We start from the raw sequence: 17,134 nt of genomic DNA on the forward strand, positions 1-17,134 counted from the left end.
GATGTAGGCCGGATAAGCGAATGCGCCATCCGGCATGACATTGTGCCGGATGGGAGAAATTGATGACGCGTGGCCTGGAATTACTGATTGCTCAGACGATTTTGCAAGGTTTCGACGCCCAGTACGGGCGTTTTCTGGAAGTGACCTCCGGCGCGCAGCAGCGTTTTGAACATGCCGACTGGCACGCGGTTCAGCAGGCGATGAAAAGTCGTATCCACCTTTACGATCATCATGTGGGTCTGGTGGTGGAGCAACTGCGCTGCATTACTGATGGCAAAAGTACCGACGCGGATTTTTTACTTCGCGTGAAAGAGCATTACACCCGGCTATTGCCAGATTACCCACGCTTCGAGATTGCGGAGAGTTTCTTTAACTCCGTCTATTGCCGGTTATTTGACCACCGCTCGCTGACTCCCGAGCGACTGTTTATTTTCAGCTCTCAGCCAGAGCGCCGTTTTCGCACGATCCCACGCCCGTTGGCGAAAGACTTTTTTCCCGATACCGGCTGGGAGTGGCTGCTTACGCGCGTCCTCAGCGATCTGCCCTTGCGTCTGCCGTGGCAGAACAGACATCGGGATATCCACTACATCATCGAACACCTGACCGAAACGCTGGGGGCGGATGTGTTGCAGCGCAGTCATTTGCAGGTGGCGAACGAACTGTTTTATCGCAACAAGGCCGCCTGGCTGGTCGGTAAGTTGATTACCCCTTCCGGGACGCTGCCGTTTTTACTGCCAATTCACCGTACTGACGAGGGTGAACTGTTTGTCGATACCTGCCTGACCACGACGGCGGAAGCCAGTATCGTGTTTGGCTTCGCCCGCTCGTATTTTATGGTTTACGCCCCACTGCCCGCCGCGTTAGTGGAGTGGCTGCGCGAGATCCTGCCCGGTAAAACCACCGCTGAATTGTATATGGCGATCGGCTGTCAGAAACACGCGAAGACCGAAAGTTACCGCGAATATCTGCTCTATCTTGCCCATTGCGATGAGCAATTTATCGAAGCGCCGGGGATCCGCGGCATGGTGATGCTGGTATTTACCCTGCCAGGCTTCGACCGCGTCTTTAAAGTCATCAAAGACAAATTTGCGCCGCAAAAAGAGATGTCGGCCGCCCACGTCCGCGCCTGTTATCAACTGGTCAAGGAGCACGATCGTGTCGGGCGGATGGCTGACACTCAGGAGTTCGAGAACTTTGTGCTGGATAAACGGCAAATCGATCCGTCGCTGATGGCGCTGTTGCTACAGGAAGCCCCGGAAAAAATTACCGATCTCGGCGATCAGATCGTCATTCGCCATCTGTATATCGAACGACGGATGGTGCCGCTGAATATCTGGCTGGAGCAGGTCGAAGGCCAGCAACTGCGCGATGCAATTGAAGAGTACGGCAATGCCATTCGTCAGCTGGCCGCCGCCAATATTTTCCCCGGCGATATGCTGTTTAAGAACTTCGGCGTGACTCGCCACGGGCGCGTGGTGTTCTACGACTACGATGAAATTTGCTACATGACGGAGGTGAATTTCCGTCATATCCCGCCGCCGCGCTACCCGGAAGATGAGATGAGCGCTGAACCGTGGTATAGCGTATCCCCGGGGGATGTCTTCCCGGAAGAGTTTCGTCACTGGCTATGCGCTGACCCGCGTATCGGGCCGCTATTTGAAGAGATGCATGCTGACCTGTTCAGCGCTGACTACTGGCGAGGTCTGCAAACGCGGATCCGTGAAGGGCACGTGGAAGATGTTTACGCCTACCGGCGCAAACAGCGGTTTTGCATCAGATTTGCGGCTTGATGCCCGGCAACCCTTTCTTAACGAAATCCGCCGTATGCCAGCGTGACTTCTTTCGCCGCTTTGATCGCCATGGCGCCAAACTCGGTCACTCGATCGTCGGTAATGCGCGAAATGGGTCCGGAGATGGAAATAGCGGCAAACGGCTCGCGGTGTTCATCATAAATGCACGACGCCACGCAGCGCAGACCCAGCGCATGCTCCTCATCATCAAAGGAGTAGCCGCGCTTGCGCGTCTGGGCTAAATCCTCTTTCAGATGCACCGGCGACACCAGCGTGGCGTGGGTGTATGCGTGCAGCCCTTTACGGTGCAGCAGGCCAGTCACCTGTTCTTCACTCAGTTGGGATAAAAACGCCTTACCCGCACCGGAGGCGTGCATCGGCAGTTTGCCGCCGATAGGCGCGGACATACGCATCAGTTGGGTACACTGCACCTGGTCGATAATAATGGCCTGATGGTCGCTTTGATCTAACACGGCCAGGTTTACCGTCTCACCGGAGTCTTCCATCAGCTTGCGCAGGATCGGGTGGACAATCGCCAGCAAATTACGGCTTTGCAAAAAGCTGCTGCCGACGATAAACGCATGCGCACCCACGGCCCAGTGGCCTAATTCACCCACCTGACGGACAAATCCTTGCTGCTGCATGGTGGTCAACAAACGGTGAGTCGTGGAGTTTGGCAAACCGGCCTGCTGTGCCAGCTCGGTTAGTGCCACGCTGCCGTTGGATTCTGCAATCCACTCCAGTAGCTTCAGGCCGCGAGTCAGAGACTGAACCTGCCCGGTTGCAGGCGTAGTAGCAGCGGCGGGTTTTCTACCGCGTTTCGCGGGGATTGTGGCAACCATGGCGGACTCCTTTTCTGTATCGTGGAAATCATTTTCGTTTTATTCAATTATAATGCAAGAATTCCTGTACTGATCGGATGAGTGAAGCTGAACATGTCTCATGTTGGCCGTTGTTCTCTTTTCCACCTCTCAGGTTTGTGCCAGTATGGTCTGTTGAGTTTTTTTCGGTCTGGTTGAGCGTTGTCGGGAGCGAGTGTGAGCAGCAAAGTTGAACAATTACGTCAGCAGTTAAATGAACGTATTCTGGTGCTGGACGGCGGTATGGGCACCATGATCCAGGGATATCGTCTGAGCGAAGAGGATTTCCGCGGCGAACGCTTTGCCGACTGGCCGTGCGATCTGAAAGGCAACAACGACCTGTTGGTGCTCAGCAAACCTGAGGTGATCGCCGCCATCCATAACGCCTATTTTGAGGCGGGCGCGGATATCATCGAAACCAACACCTTTAACTCCACGACTATCGCCATGGCGGATTACCAGATGGAATCCCTGTCGGCGGAAATCAACTTTGCAGCAGCCAAACTGGCGCGCGCAGCGGCAGACGAATGGACGGCACGCACACCGGAAAAACCGCGCTATGTCGCGGGTGTGCTTGGTCCAACCAACCGTACGGCGTCTATCTCGCCTGACGTCAACGACCCGGCTTACCGCAATATTACCTTTGATCAGCTGGTGGCCGCCTACCGTGAATCCACCAAAGCGCTGGTGGAAGGTGGCAGCGACCTGATCCTGATTGAAACCGTCTTCGATACCCTGAACGCCAAAGCCGCTATTTTCGCGGTTAAAACCGAGTTCGAAGCGCTGGGCGTTGAGTTGCCGATTATGCTCTCCGGCACTATCACCGATGCTTCCGGGCGTACGCTCTCCGGTCAGACAACCGAAGCGTTCTATAACTCACTGCGCCACGCCGATGCGCTGACCTTCGGTCTGAACTGCGCCTTAGGCCCGGACGAGTTGCGCCAGTACGTGCAGGAGCTGTCGCGCATTGCCGAATGCTATGTTACCGCGCACCCGAACGCCGGGTTGCCGAACGCCTTTGGCGAATACGATCTCGATGCCGACACCATGGCGGCGCAAATACGCGAGTGGGCGCAAGCGGGCTTCCTCAACGTGGTTGGCGGCTGCTGCGGCACCACGCCGGAACACATCGCCGCGATGAGCCGCGCAGTGGAAGGCTTGCCGCCGCGCCGCTTGCCGGAAATCCCGGTAGCCTGCCGTCTGTCTGGCCTTGAACCGTTGAATATTGGCGACGATAGCCTGTTTGTGAACGTCGGCGAGCGTACCAACGTCACCGGTTCGGCGAAATTTAAGCGACTGATCAAAGAAGAGAAATACAACGAAGCGCTGGATGTCGCCCGTCAGCAGGTGGAAAGTGGCGCACAGATTATCGATATCAACATGGATGAGGGGATGCTCGACGCCGAAGCGGCGATGGTGCGTTTTCTCAACCTTATCGCCGGTGAGCCGGATATCGCCCGCGTGCCGATTATGATCGACTCCTCAAAATGGGACGTCATCGAAAAAGGGCTGAAGTGCATTCAGGGTAAAGGCATCGTTAACTCCATCTCGATGAAAGAGGGGGTTGAGACCTTTATCCACCACGCGAAGTTGCTGCGACGCTACGGTGCCGCAGTGGTGGTGATGGCCTTTGACGAGCAGGGGCAGGCCGACACCCGAGCGCGTAAAATTGAGATTTGCCGACGGGCGTACAAAATTCTTACCGAAGAGGTAGGCTTCCCGCCGGAAGACATCATCTTCGACCCGAACATCTTTGCGGTCGCGACCGGGATTGATGAGCACAACAACTACGCCCAGGACTTTATCGGCGCCTGTGAGGACATCAAACGCGAACTACCGCACGCGCTGATCTCCGGCGGCGTCTCCAACGTGTCGTTCTCCTTCCGTGGTAACGACCCGGTTCGTGAAGCCATTCACGCGGTATTCCTTTACTACGCCATTCGCAACGGCATGGACATGGGGATCGTCAACGCCGGACAACTGGCGATTTACGACGACCTGCCCGCCGAGCTGCGCGATGCGGTTGAAGATGTGATCCTCAACCGTCGTGACGATGGCACCGAGCGTCTGCTGGAGCTGGCTGAGAAATATCGCGGTAGCAAAACTGATGACACTGCCAATGCCCAGATGGCGGAATGGCGCAGTTGGGACGTGAAAAAGCGCCTCGAATATTCGCTGGTGAAAGGCATTACCGAATTTATTGAGCAGGATACTGAAGAAGCTCGCCAGCAGGCCGCGCGTCCGATCGAGGTGATTGAAGGGCCGCTGATGGACGGGATGAACGTGGTTGGCGATCTGTTTGGCGAGGGCAAAATGTTCCTGCCGCAGGTGGTGAAATCCGCCCGCGTGATGAAGCAGGCGGTGGCCTACCTCGAACCGTACATTGAGGCCAGCAAAGAGAAAGGCTCCAGCAACGGCAAGATGGTCATTGCTACCGTGAAAGGCGATGTGCACGATATCGGCAAAAACATCGTTGGTGTGGTGCTGCAATGTAACAACTACGAAATCGTCGATCTTGGCGTGATGGTGCCAGCGGAGAAAATCCTCAGAACGGCACGTGAAGTGAATGCCGATCTGATTGGTCTTTCCGGGCTGATTACCCCGTCGCTGGACGAAATGGTCAACGTGGCGAAAGAGATGGAGCGCCAGGGTTTCACTATTCCATTGCTGATTGGCGGCGCGACCACCTCAAAAGCGCACACGGCGGTGAAAATAGAGCAGAACTACAGTGGTCCGACGGTTTATGTGCAGAACGCCTCGCGTACCGTTGGCGTAGTCGCCGCACTCCTCTCTGACACTCAGCGCGATGACTTTGTCGCCCGTACGCGTAAAGAGTACGAAACCGTGCGTATCCAGCATGCGCGTAAGAAACCGCGGACCCCACCAGTAACGTTACAGGCTGCCCGCGACAACGATCTGGCCTTCGACTGGGAAAACTACACGCCGCCGGTGGCGCACCGCCTCGGCGTACAGAGCGTTGAAGCCAGCATCGAAACGCTGCGCAACTACATCGACTGGACGCCGTTCTTTATGACCTGGTCGCTGGCCGGGAAATACCCGCGCATCCTCGAAGATGAGGTGGTGGGAGAAGAGGCGAAACGTCTGTTCAAAGACGCCAATGACATGTTGGATAAACTCAGCGCTGAGAAAACCCTGAATCCGCGCGGCGTGGTGGGCTTGTTCCCGGCTAACCGCGTGGGGGACGACATCGAGATTTACCGTGACGAGACGCGTACGCACGTCATCAACGTCAGTCATCACCTGCGCCAGCAGACGGAAAAAGTCGGTTTCGCCAACTACTGCCTGTCTGACTTTGTTGCGCCGAAACTGAGCGGCAAAGCGGATTACATCGGTGCTTTCGCAGTTACCGGCGGTCTGGAGGAAGATGCACTGGCGGACGCCTTCGAAGCCCAGCATGACGACTACAACAAGATCATGGTGAAAGCGATTGCCGACCGCCTGGCGGAAGCGTTCGCGGAATATCTGCACGAGCGCGTGCGTAAAGTCTACTGGGGCTATGCGGCGAATGAGAACCTCAGTAACGAGGAGCTGATCCGCGAAAACTACCAGGGAATTCGCCCGGCGCCGGGCTATCCGGCGTGTCCGGAACACACCGAAAAGGCCACCATCTGGGAACTGCTGGATGTAGAAGCGCACACCGGGATGAAGCTCACCGAATCCTTCGCGATGTGGCCAGGTGCGTCGGTTTCCGGCTGGTATTTCAGTCATCCAGACAGCAAGTACTACGCCGTGGCGCAAATCCAGCGCGATCAGGTTGAAGATTACGCCTTCCGTAAAGGCATGAGCGTGGCGGAAGTCGAACGTTGGTTAGCGCCTAATCTGGGCTATGACGCTGACTGATTCACAAAACTGTCATCTTTATTTACAACAAACAGGGCACTCAATGAGTGCCTTGTCTCTTTATTACGTTTAAACCCTTATACTGAAAGAACGTTCATCGGTACTGCTTGCCGGATGGCGGCGTAAACACCTTATCCGGCTACTGGCATATTTTTGTAGGCCTGATAAGCGTGGCGTCATCAGGTGTTATGTCATCGCTATGAGCCTCAGGAACATATAACGATAAGGAGAACCTGATTCCGTGCTAACTCTGTTACACCTGCTTTCTGCTGTCTCTATGCTGGTTTGGGGTACGCATATTGTGCGCACCGGCGTGATGCGCGTCTTCGGCGCCCGCTTGCGTACCGTACTCAGCCGTAGTGTTGAAAAGAAGCCGCTCGCCTTTTGTGCGGGTATCGGCGTGACGGCGCTGGTACAAAGCAGCAACGCCACCACCATGCTGGTGACCTCGTTTGTCGCGCAGGACCTCGTCGCGCTCACCCCTGCGCTGGTGATTGTACTCGGCGCCGACGTCGGGACCGCGCTGATGGCGCGTATCCTGACCTTCGATCTCTCCTGGCTGTCGCCACTGCTGATTTTTATCGGCGTGATCTTCTTTCTCGGACGTAAGCAGTCCCGTGTGGGGCAACTGGGGCGGGTTGGTATTGGACTGGGGTTGATTTTACTGGCGCTGGAACTGATTGTGCAGGCGGTAACACCGATCACCCAGGCTAACGGCGTACAGGTTATTTTCGCCTCGCTCACCGGCGATATCATGCTGGATGCGCTGATTGGCGCTATGTTCGCGATTATCAGTTACTCCAGCCTTGCGGCGGTGCTGCTGACGGCAACGCTGACCGCGGCAGGCATTATCTCGTTCCCGGTGGCGTTGTGTCTGGTGATTGGCGCCAACCTCGGCTCTGGCCTGCTGGCGATGCTTAATAACAGCGCCGCTAACGCCGCCGCCCGCCGTGTGGCGCTCGGTAGCCTGCTGTTTAAGCTGGTGGGAAGCCTGATTATCCTGCCGTTTGTTCATCCGCTGGCCAATCTGATGGATGAACTGCCGTTACCGAAATCTGAACTGGTTATTTACTTCCATGTCTTCTACAACCTGGTGCGCTGCGTGGCGATGGTGCCGTTCGCAGAACCGATGGCGCGTTTTTGTAAGCGCATCATCCGCGATGAGCCGGAGCTGGATGCGCATCTGAAGCCCAAGCATCTGGACGTCAGTGCGCTGGATACGCCGACGCTGGCCCTGGCCAATGCCGCTCGTGAAGCTCTGCGCATCGGCGACGCGATGGAGCAGATGATGGACGGGCTGAAGAAGGTGATGCACGGCGAGCCGCGTGAAGAGAAAGAGCTGCGCAGGATGGCGGACGACATTAACGTGCTATACACGGCAATCAAGCTTTATCTGGCGCGGATGCCAAAGGATGAACTGGCGGAAGAGGAATCACGCCGTTGGGCGGAGATTATCGAAATGTCGCTTAACCTCGAGCAGGCTTCCGATATTGTCGAACGTATGGGCAGTGAGATAGCGGATAAGTCGCTGGCTGCCCGTCGCGCATTCTCTGTGGAAGGATTGAAAGAGCTGGATGCGCTCTTCGATCAGCTGCTCAGCAATCTGCAGCTGGCGATGTCGGTGTTCTTCTCTGGTGACGTGACCAGCGCCCGACGTCTGCGCCGTAGCAAGCACCGTTTCCGTATTCTCAACCGTCGGTATTCGCATGCGCACGTTGACCGTCTGCATCAGCAGAACGTGCAGAGCATCGAGACCAGCTCCTTGCACCTGGCGCTGCTGGGCGATATGCAGCGTCTGAACTCGCTGTTTTGTTCCGTGGCTTATAGCGTGCTGGAACAGCCGGATGAGGACGATGAGCGCGACGATTATTGAGTGAGGTGGACCGGGTGGCCGGATAAGGCATTTATGCCGTTATCCGGCAACGTCGGTTAGAAGCAGTGACCTGCTTCGAGGGCAACCGCGTCTTCACCCGCTTTAAAGACGTAAGTGGTGTTCGGACCGCCAAGAACCGCCTGGCCGTTACTCACCTTAATCCAGTTTCCTTCCGGCAAACCAATTACCGTCAGCTCTGGTGCCACAACCAGCAGCTCGCGAATACGCTGTTCACGCGTTTCGCCTTTGTGGCCTTCCGGAAGCGCATTGGTGAAATGTGGGTTAATCTGCAGCGGGAACAGACCCAGGGCATCAAAACCTTTTGGATCGACAATCGGCATGTCGTTGGTGGTGCGGATGGTCTGGCAGGCGAGGTTAGAACCTGCGCTCCAGCCGATGTACAGCGCACCGCGTTTGACGACATCCACAATCGGCGCCAGCAGTCCGCGCTCGCGGCTCTCTTTCAGTAACTGGAAGGTGTTACCCCCGCCGACAATCACCAGCTCTGCGTTTTCAATGGCAGCGATCGGATCGGCAACGGTATGAATGCCAGTAACGTTGACGCCCATTGGCGCAAAGATGGCTGCCGTTTTCGCCGTGTATTCATCCCAGGTTTGCGTCACGCCAGCGAACGGAATAAACACCGCCGTACGGCGACCATTCAGCTGCTCAGCAATCAGCGGTAGCGCATGTTCCATCCAGCCTTTGCCCGGCAGCGTCGAGTTACTCAATAAAAGCAGTTCCATCATTTCTCCATGTAATCAGAAAATTACAAACCGCGCTAATGCTACCACTATCAGCGTAACGCCTTACTGATATGGCTCACGATGTTGGAAGGGGGAAAGCCGAACGGGTTAACCACAACCTCCTGTTGGAAAAGCCCGTTCAGACTTAACAACGATCAATCTATTGAAACAGCGTCCTTTTGCGTAGTGGCAAACGCCAGGCCTTCGTCCTCCCAGCCCTTAATACCACCAATCATTATTTTCACCGGTCGACCTAGCTGCGCCAACTTCAGCGCCGCGCGATCGGCCCCGTTACAGTGTGGGCCAGCGCAATAGACGACAAACAGTGTGTCCTGTGGCCATTTTTTCAAGGATTCCGTATTTATCAGTCGATGGGGAAGATGAATCGCGCCAGGGATATGACAACGGGAAAAACTCTCTGCACTCCCCACTACATGTAAAAGCACAAAATCTTTGTCGTCAGCAGCCATCGCGGAATGAACGTCAGAACAATCCGTCTCCATATTCAGACGTTGCTGGAAATGGGCGATAGCTTGTGCAGATGAAGCGGCTGGAATATCAGTTACGGTACTCATATTGTTGTTTTCTCTTGTGGTGAAATCAGCTGTTGTGTTACCTCTTATCTCATCAAAAAATTAACCTCGAAACACCCTCTGACCATGACAGATTCCGCCAGGATCATGACAACATCTTCTCGCCCGTTGGTCGTTGCACTCGCTTATGACGGGCTATGTACTTTCGAGTTTGGCGTCGCAGTGGAAGTTTTTGGGCTTCCGCGACCTGAACTGGGAGAGAGCTGGTATCGTTTTGCCGTGGCTTCGGTTGATCAAGGTGAATTAAGGGCAACTGGTGGGGTTCGTATCGTGGTGGACGGTGGATATGAATTGCTGCAGGAAGCAGACACTATTGTCATTCCTGGCTGGCGTGACGTGAGCTCACCGGTCCCGGAAGCATTATGCGATGCGCTTCGTGAAGCACATCAACGCGGTTGTCGAGTCATCTCTATCTGTTCTGGTGTATTTGTTCTGGCTGCGGCAGGTTTGCTGGATGACCGTAAGGCGACGACGCACTGGCGTTACGTCAGTGAACTCCAGCGACGCTTTCCCGCCATCAACGTCGTGGAAGATGTCCTGTATGTCGGTGACCACGACGTGCTCACTTCGGCAGGTAGTGCGGCAGGGATTGATTTATGTTTGCATGTGGTGCGCACTGATTTTGGACTTGAGATTGCCAATAACGTGGCCCGTCGCCTGGTGCTGCAGCCCCACAGGGATGGCAGCCAGACTCAGCAGCAACTGCGTCCTGTTGCCCGCAGTCGGGAAAGCCAGCGTTTTGGTCTTTTGCTTGACTGGTTACATAACAATATCGCGCAGAAGCATACTCTTGACGCTCTGGCCAGCCAGGTCGGTATGAGTCCCCGAACGTTGATGCGGCGATTTCAGGAGTCAACGGGGCTTACTCCCGCACGTTGGCTGATGAATGAACGGCTAAACCGTGCGCAGCAGGCGCTCAATACATCCCATATCAGTATTGAGCAGATCGCGCAGCAAACCGGGTTCGGCAGCGCAAACTCTTTGCGTTACCACTTTCAAAAACGATTTGGTATCAGCCCGCAGGCATTACGTAATCAGATGCGATAGCACATTTTCACGCTCTGCTTTTTTATCCCCCGCAAGGTAGGGTATATTTCGCTGTCAAAGGAGAAATTATGCTGCCCGACTCATCCATCCGATTAAATAAATACATCAGTGAAAGCGGAATCTGCTCGCGCCGCGAGGCGGATCGCTTTATCGAACAAGGGAATGTCTTCCTGAATGGTAAACGCGCCACCATTGGCGATCAGGTGATGCCTGGCGACGTCGTAAAAGTGAATGGTCGGTTGATTGAGCCGCGTGAAGCGGAAGATCTGGTTTTTATCGCGCTGAACAAGCCGGTAGGGATTGTCAGCACCACTGAAGACAGCGAACGCGACAACATTGTTGATTTCGTTAACCACAGCAAGCGCGTGTTCCCGATCGGTCGTCTGGACAAAGATTCCCAGGGACTTATCTTTCTGACCAACCACGGCGACCTGGTGAATAAAATCCTGCGTGCCGGTAACGATCACGAAAAAGAGTATCTGGTGACGGTAGATAAGCCGGTCACTGATGACTTTATCCGTGGGATGAGTGCCGGTGTGCCAATCCTTGGCACCGTTACCAAGAAATGTAAGGTCAAGAAAGAAGCGCCGTTTGTGTTTCGTATCACGCTGATTCAGGGGCTGAACCGCCAGATCCGTCGTATGTGCGAGCACTTTGGCTATGAAGTTACTAAGCTTGAGCGTACACGTATCATGAACGTTGGTCTGTCCGGCCTGCCGCTGGGTGAATGGCGCGACCTGACGGATGACGAACTGATCGACCTGTTCAAGCTGATTGAGAACTCGTCCTCAGAAGCCAAACCGAAGGCGAAAGCGAAGCCAAAAACCGCAGGCATTAAGCGCCCGGTGGTGAAAATCGAAAAATCGGCTGAGAAAGAGAAATCGCGCCCGGCGGCAAACGGGAAGCGTTTTACCTCGCCGGGGCGTAAGAAGAAAGGGCGTTAACGTCTGCCGCGCGTTGGCGTATTCGCTGACCAGGAAAATGATGCTTCCGCATCCGGTTTATAAGCCTGCTTTTTCTTCAACTGGCGGGCTTTTTTAGCTTCTGCTTCACGCAAGGCCATCAGTTTATCGATGTACTCTTTCTTGATGCTGTTGGTCTCAGCGTTGGTCAGCAGCCGACCATGCGCAATGCGCGCGCGGTCGAGCAGCGTTTTCAGTTCACGCTGTTCGCGTTCGGTCATCTCTTTTTGGGTAATGCGGGGGAGTGCCATAAGGGTGCCCTCTGTTAGCCGATATCCGCAGTGTACGGCAAAGTGCAGAGGCTGGGTAGGCCGGATAAGGTGTTAGCCGCTATCCGGCCTGCCGCCGTCAATTAGCGGCGTTCTTTTTCTTTAATCGGTTTACCGGACCAGTAACCTGCCAGCAGCGAACCGGAAAGGTTATGCCAGACCGAGAACAACGCGCCGGGTAGGGCCGCAAGCGGGCCAAAGTAGATTTTGCCCAGCGCAGCGGCAAGCCCTGAATTCTGCATGCCCACTTCAATAGCCAACGTACGACAGGTTGACTCGTCGAAACCAAACAGTTTTCCGCCCCAGTAGCCGCCGAGCAAGCCAATGGTGTTATGCAGGATCACGGCGATAATCACCACAAAGCCGACGGACGCAATGTGCGAGGCAGAACCCGCCACGACGGCGCTGATGATCGCCAGGATGCACAGCATAGAAAACGCCGGCAGATACGGTTCCACGGCTTTTACGACGCGTGGGAACAGATGGTGAATGACCAGTCCCAAAGCAATCGGAATGACCACGATCTGCAGAATACTCAGCAGCATACCCATCACATCCACCTGGATATGCGCGTCGACATACAGCCGTGTCAGCAGCGGCGTGGCGACAACGCCGACCAGCGTTGAAACCGATGAAATAGTCACGGAGAGCGCCACATCACCTTTTGCCAGATAGATCATGACGTTCGATGCGGTTCCGCTGGCGACGCTACCGACCAGCACCATCCCTGCCGACAGTTCCGGCGGCATATTAAATGCCAGCGCCAAAATCCATGCGGCGAGCGGCATCACCAGATAGTGCAGGAAAATACCCGCCGCGACCGGTGCGGGGCGTGAAAGTACGCGTTTAAAGTCGTCCACCTTCAGGTGAACGCCCATGCCGAACATGATCAGCATCAGCAACGACGGTACGAATGGCCCGACAGGCGTAAAGGTGGAGGGCGTGTAATACGCAATAACAGAGAGCAGCAGCGCCCATAACGGGAACAGCCGCGTGAGAGTAGCGAGCATGTTATCTTCCTTGCGATTGAAATGTGTTGTGTTGTTATAAAAAAGCCGGGTTCGAGCCCGGCTATAGTTATTGTTTATCGCGTGATGAAATATTATTCAAACAAATTATGATGTAGCTTCTGTACCACCTGTTCGGCTTCGCTACCGGGCACCAGGAAGCACAGGTTATGGCTGGACGCGCCGTAGCAAATCATGCGGATGTTGAACGGCTCCAGTACACCAAATACCTCTTTACCCACGCCGCAGGCTTTGGACAGGTCGTTGCCAATCAACGCCACCAGCGCCAGGCCTTCTTCGACTTCAACCCGGCACAAGGCAGACAGTTCCATCAGCAGAGACTGCGTTAACAGCGTATCGCCGGTGGAGGTTGAACCGGTGGTATCCAGCGTCAGCGCTACGCTGACTTCAGATGTGGTAATTAAATCGACCGAGATATTGTGGCGTGCAAGGATGCCGAACACTTCTGCTAAAAAGCCGCGAGAGTGCAGCATATTCAGGCTATGCAGCGTCAGCAGCGTCTGCTTACGGCGTAGCGCCAGCGCACGGAACAGCGGTGGATTCGCGGTTTTATTGCAGACCAGCGTACCGCCTGCTTTTGGATCCTTGCTGGAGCCAACAAATACCGGGATATCGCTACGTACGGCCGGCAACAGGGTTGCCGGGTGCAGCACTTTCGCGCCAAAGGTCGCCATTTCCGCGGCCTCTTCAAAGGCGATTTCATCAATACGCTGCGCAGCAGGAACAACGCGCGGATCGGTAGTGTAAATGCCTGGAACATCGGTCCAGATATCGACGCGCGTTGCGTGCAGCGCTTCGGCCAGCAGGGCGGCTGTATAATCGCTACCGCCGCGCCCCAACGTGGTGGTGCGGCCTTTGCCTTCGCTGCCGATAAAACCCTGAGTGATTACCAGACCTTCGCTCAGACGCGGGGCCAACTGAAGCGTTGCCAGTTCAGCCAGCGCCGCGACGTCGGGTTCTGCGCGACCAAAACGATCGTTGGTGCGCATCACTTTACGCACGTCAAACCACTGCGCTTGTACGTTGCGTTCACGCAGGATTTCGACGAACAACAGGGTAGACATCAGTTCACCGTGGCTGACCAGTTCGTCGGTCAGGGCGGTTGAGGTCGCCAGTGACGCCGCTTCTGCCAGCGTGGTGATGTTTTCCAGCAGACGTTCAATCTCTTCACGAATTACGTTTGGATAACGCAGGCGTTCCAGAATATTGAACTGAATTTGACGAATGGCGTCGAGTTTTTCGAAGCGCTCGGTTGGCTCCAGCCCTTCAGCCAGTGCGACCAGCAGGTTGGTAATTCCAGCGGAAGCGGAAAGCACCACTACACGGACGTTAGCATCAGAAAGCACCACATCAGCGCTGCGATTCATGGCATCAAAATCCGCCACGCTGGTACCGCCAAACTTGGAGACAACTACATCAGTCATAACTACCTCGTGTCAGGGAATGAATAGAGCGACCATGGCACATAAGGCAGAACGAAAACCGGTGCAGGCGCAAATGCAAATACCGTATTTATAAATAAAATGTGTAGCTTGCACTGTCAACGCTGGGATTATGCGGATTTTTCATGCTGCGTTTCCGTTCAGTAACAGCGCTTATAACATCTATACTTTTTACCCTGGTTCGATGGATACAAGGGCGATGGCATTAAAACAATCACACTTTTCTGTGACTGGCGTTACAATCGATCTCAGTCACAATTCTCAAAATCAGAAGAGTATTGCTAATGAAAAACATCAATCCAACGCAGACCTCAGCCTGGCAGGCACTACAAAAACACTTTGAAGAGATGAAAGACGTTACTATCGCGGATCTGTTCGCGAAAGATAGCGATCGTTTCGCTAAATTTTCCGCTACGTTTGACGATCTGATGCTGGTGGATTTCTCCAAAAACCGCATCACTGAAGAGACGCTGGCTAAACTGCAGGATCTGGCGAAAGAGACCGATTTGGCAGGCGCCATCAAGTCCATGTTCTCCGGTGAGAAAATTAACCGCACTGAAGACCGTGCCGTGCTGCACGTGGCGCTGCGCAACCGTAGCAACACTCCAATCATCGTTGACGGCAAAGATGTGATGCCGGAAGTGAATGCGGTGCTGGAGAAGATGAAATCCTTCTCTGAAGCGATTATCTCTGGAAGCTGGAAAGGCTATACCGGTAAAGCCATTACTGATGTCGTGAACATCGGTATAGGCGGTTCAGACCTCGGCCCGTTCATGGTGACCGAAGCGCTGCGCCCGTACAAAAATCACCTGAACATGCATTTTGTGTCTAACGTCGATGGTACGCACATTGCCGAAGTGCTGAAGAAAGTGAATCCGGAGACTACGCTGTTCCTGGTCGCTTCCAAAACCTTCACCACTCAGGAAACCATGACTAACGCCCACAGCGCGCGCGACTGGTTCCTGGCGACCGCTGGCGACAACAAGCACGTTGCCAAACACTTCGCAGCGCTCTCCACTAACGGTAAAGCGGTTGGCGAGTTCGGTATTGATACCGCCAATATGTTCGAGTTCTGGGACTGGGTTGGCGGTCGTTACTCTCTGTGGTCTGCAATCGGTCTGTCCATCATCCTTTCTGTGGGCTTCGACAACTTTGTTGAGCTGCTTTCTGGCGCGCACGCCATGGACAAACACTTCTCCACCACTCCGGCGGAGAAAAACCTGCCGGTGCTGTTGGCGCTGATCGGTATCTGGTACAACAATTTCTTCGGTGCTGAAACCGAAGCGATTCTGCCGTACGACCAGTATATGCACCGTTTCGCGGCCTACTTCCAGCAGGGCAATATGGAATCCAACGGTAAATACGTTGACCGTAACGGCAATGCGGTGGATTACCAGACAGGCCCAATCATCTGGGGTGAGCCGGGTACTAACGGTCAGCATGCGTTCTACCAGCTGATTCACCAGGGTACCAAAATGGTTCCGTGCGATTTCATCGCTCCGGCAATCACCCACAACCCGCTGTCGGATCACCATCCGAAACTGCTGTCTAACTTCTTCGCTCAGACCGAAGCGCTGGCTTTTGGTAAATCTCGTGAAGTGGTTGAGCAGGAATACCGCGATCAGGGTAAAGATCCTGCAACGCTTGACCACGTTGTGCCGTTCAAAGTGTTCGAAGGTAACCGTCCAACTAACTCCATCCTGCTGCGCGAAATCACACCGTTCAGCCTGGGTGCGCTGATTGCGCTGTACGAGCACAAAATCTTCACTCAGGGCGCGATCCTGAATATCTTCACCTTTGACCAGTGGGGCGTTGAGCTGGGCAAACAGCTGGCGAATCGCATTCTGCCAGAGCTGAATGATGATAAAGAAATCACCAGCCATGATTGCTCAACTAACGGTTTGATTAACCGTTATAAGTCCTGGCGTTAATCTGCTTCTTCCTTCGAGCCGCAGCGGTGTTGGCTGCGTTCGTTAACCCCGGTCGCATAGCTATCTATGCTCCCGGGGATTAACGATCTTGCCGTCTTGCTGCAATTCGAATGAATTTGCAGATTACTTATAAAAAAAGCCGATATTAATATCGGCTTTTTTATAATCTGGCTCCCGAATATCTACGCTTTTGCTTTACACCTTTATTGAGCTTAATCCTAAAATAATTCATTCAACGTTATCGTGTTTCTGGTTTTTTCAGAATTACCGGATGTTGTGTTTTTGTTTTTGTATTTTAACTTTATGATTATATTGAATTAATTATCTTGCGTTAATCATTTTATTTCTTGCTATCTAATTATCCTAAATTCCCGCCTGGCGTAATTTGCACACTTTGGCTTGTGTATACTCGATCTCGCCCGAAATTCTTTTGGGTAAATCTCCATTCATACAATGAAGGGAATTTGTGATGAAAAAAGTTCTGTATGGCCTTTGGGCTATATCTGCGCTTGCGGCGACTTCTGTCTATGCTGCCCCCGTTCAGGTGGGTGAGGCTGCAGGGTCGGCTGCCGCGTCGGTTTCGGCAGGAAGTTCCTCCGCAACCAGCGTGAGCACCGTAAGTTCCGCGGTGGGGGTTGCTCTTGCGGCAACCGGTGGCGGCGATGGTTCTAACACCGGAACCACAACCACCACAACCACCAGTACCCAGTAATACCGGTACGTTTAATTCTA

13 protein-coding genes are annotated in these 17,134 nt (G+C 54.3%); 7 read left to right on the top strand and 6 right to left on the bottom strand.

The window, feature by feature from the left end:
- Positions 1 to 62 precede the first annotated feature (62 nt).
- Positions 63 to 1,790, top strand: coding sequence for a bifunctional isocitrate dehydrogenase kinase/phosphatase (gene aceK, locus HV334_RS01305; protein ID WP_047415535.1), 1,728 nt, complete (start codon positions 63 to 65; stop codon positions 1,788 to 1,790).
- A 17-nt stretch (positions 1,791 to 1,807) separates the two neighbouring features.
- Here the strand turns inward: aceK and iclR are convergent, their stop codons facing one another.
- Entirely contained in the window at positions 1,808 to 2,632 is an 825-nt protein-coding gene (gene iclR / locus HV334_RS01310) for a glyoxylate bypass operon transcriptional repressor IclR (protein ID WP_047357748.1), read from the bottom strand.
- Positions 2,633 to 2,827: 195 nt separating this feature from the next.
- On the opposite strand from iclR, the gene metH reads away from it, so the two are divergent.
- Positions 2,828 to 6,511 carry a methionine synthase gene (metH, locus tag HV334_RS01315; protein ID WP_047415532.1) on the top strand — a complete coding sequence of 1,228 codons (3,684 nt, stop codon included), beginning with the start codon at positions 2,828 to 2,830 and terminating at the stop codon, positions 6,509 to 6,511.
- A gap of 241 nt (positions 6,512 to 6,752) precedes the next feature.
- Positions 6,753 to 8,384 carry a Na/Pi cotransporter family protein gene (locus HV334_RS01320; protein WP_016155327.1) on the top strand — a complete coding sequence of 544 codons (1,632 nt, stop codon included), beginning with the start codon at positions 6,753 to 6,755 and terminating at the stop codon, positions 8,382 to 8,384.
- 56 nt (positions 8,385 to 8,440) lie between these two features.
- Here the strand turns inward: HV334_RS01320 and pepE are convergent, their stop codons facing one another.
- The gene (gene pepE / locus HV334_RS01325) at positions 8,441 to 9,130 is read right to left on the bottom strand and encodes a dipeptidase PepE (protein WP_016155430.1); all 690 of its coding nucleotides are present in this window, start codon (positions 9,128 to 9,130) and stop codon (positions 8,441 to 8,443) included.
- 155 nt (positions 9,131 to 9,285) lie between these two features.
- Positions 9,286 to 9,705, bottom strand: a complete 420-nt coding sequence (locus HV334_RS01330) for a rhodanese-like domain-containing protein (protein ID WP_019077882.1) — start codon at positions 9,703 to 9,705, stop codon at positions 9,286 to 9,288.
- Positions 9,706 to 9,789: 84 nt separating this feature from the next.
- Between HV334_RS01330 and ftrA the strand changes: the two genes are divergently transcribed.
- On the top strand, positions 9,790 to 10,770 hold the full coding sequence (ftrA, locus tag HV334_RS01335; RefSeq protein ID WP_047499533.1) for a transcriptional regulator FtrA: 981 nt from the start codon (positions 9,790 to 9,792) through the stop codon (positions 10,768 to 10,770).
- 68 nt (positions 10,771 to 10,838) lie between these two features.
- Positions 10,839 to 11,714 (top strand): 23S rRNA pseudouridine(2604) synthase RluF, encoded by an 876-nt coding sequence (gene rluF / locus HV334_RS01340; RefSeq protein ID WP_016155331.1) that lies wholly within the window; start codon positions 10,839 to 10,841, stop codon positions 11,712 to 11,714.
- Here the strand turns inward: rluF and HV334_RS01345 are convergent.
- From HV334_RS01345 to lysC, 3 genes are all read right to left on the bottom strand, one after another.
- Complete coding sequence (locus HV334_RS01345; RefSeq protein WP_003826541.1) at positions 11,711 to 11,983, bottom strand: DUF3811 domain-containing protein; 273 nt, start codon at positions 11,981 to 11,983, stop codon at positions 11,711 to 11,713. The two genes, rluF and HV334_RS01345, sit on opposite strands and share 4 nt — an antisense overlap.
- Positions 11,984 to 12,084: 101 nt before the next feature.
- The gene (gene panS / locus HV334_RS01350; protein WP_016155332.1) at positions 12,085 to 13,011 is read right to left on the bottom strand and encodes a ketopantoate/pantoate/pantothenate transporter PanS; all 927 of its coding nucleotides are present in this window, start codon (positions 13,009 to 13,011) and stop codon (positions 12,085 to 12,087) included.
- Between the two features lie 92 nt (positions 13,012 to 13,103).
- A complete protein-coding gene (lysC, locus tag HV334_RS01355; protein WP_016155333.1) occupies positions 13,104 to 14,453 on the bottom strand; it encodes a lysine-sensitive aspartokinase 3 in 1,350 nt (449 codons plus the stop codon).
- Between the two features lie 302 nt (positions 14,454 to 14,755).
- Between lysC and pgi the strand changes: the two genes are divergently transcribed.
- Positions 14,756 to 16,402: a glucose-6-phosphate isomerase gene (gene pgi / locus HV334_RS01360; protein WP_016155434.1), complete on the top strand. Its 1,647-nt coding sequence runs from the start codon at positions 14,756 to 14,758 to the stop codon at positions 16,400 to 16,402.
- A 469-nt stretch (positions 16,403 to 16,871) separates the two neighbouring features.
- Positions 16,872 to 17,114 carry an exopolysaccharide production protein YjbE gene (gene yjbE, locus HV334_RS01365; protein WP_003826562.1) on the top strand — a complete coding sequence of 81 codons (243 nt, stop codon included), beginning with the start codon at positions 16,872 to 16,874 and terminating at the stop codon, positions 17,112 to 17,114.
- Positions 17,115 to 17,134: the final 20 nt, after the last annotated feature.

The sequence above is a fragment of the Citrobacter sp. RHBSTW-00944 genome (assembly GCF_013615435.1).
GTDB lineage: Bacteria > Pseudomonadota > Gammaproteobacteria > Enterobacterales > Enterobacteriaceae > Citrobacter > Citrobacter braakii.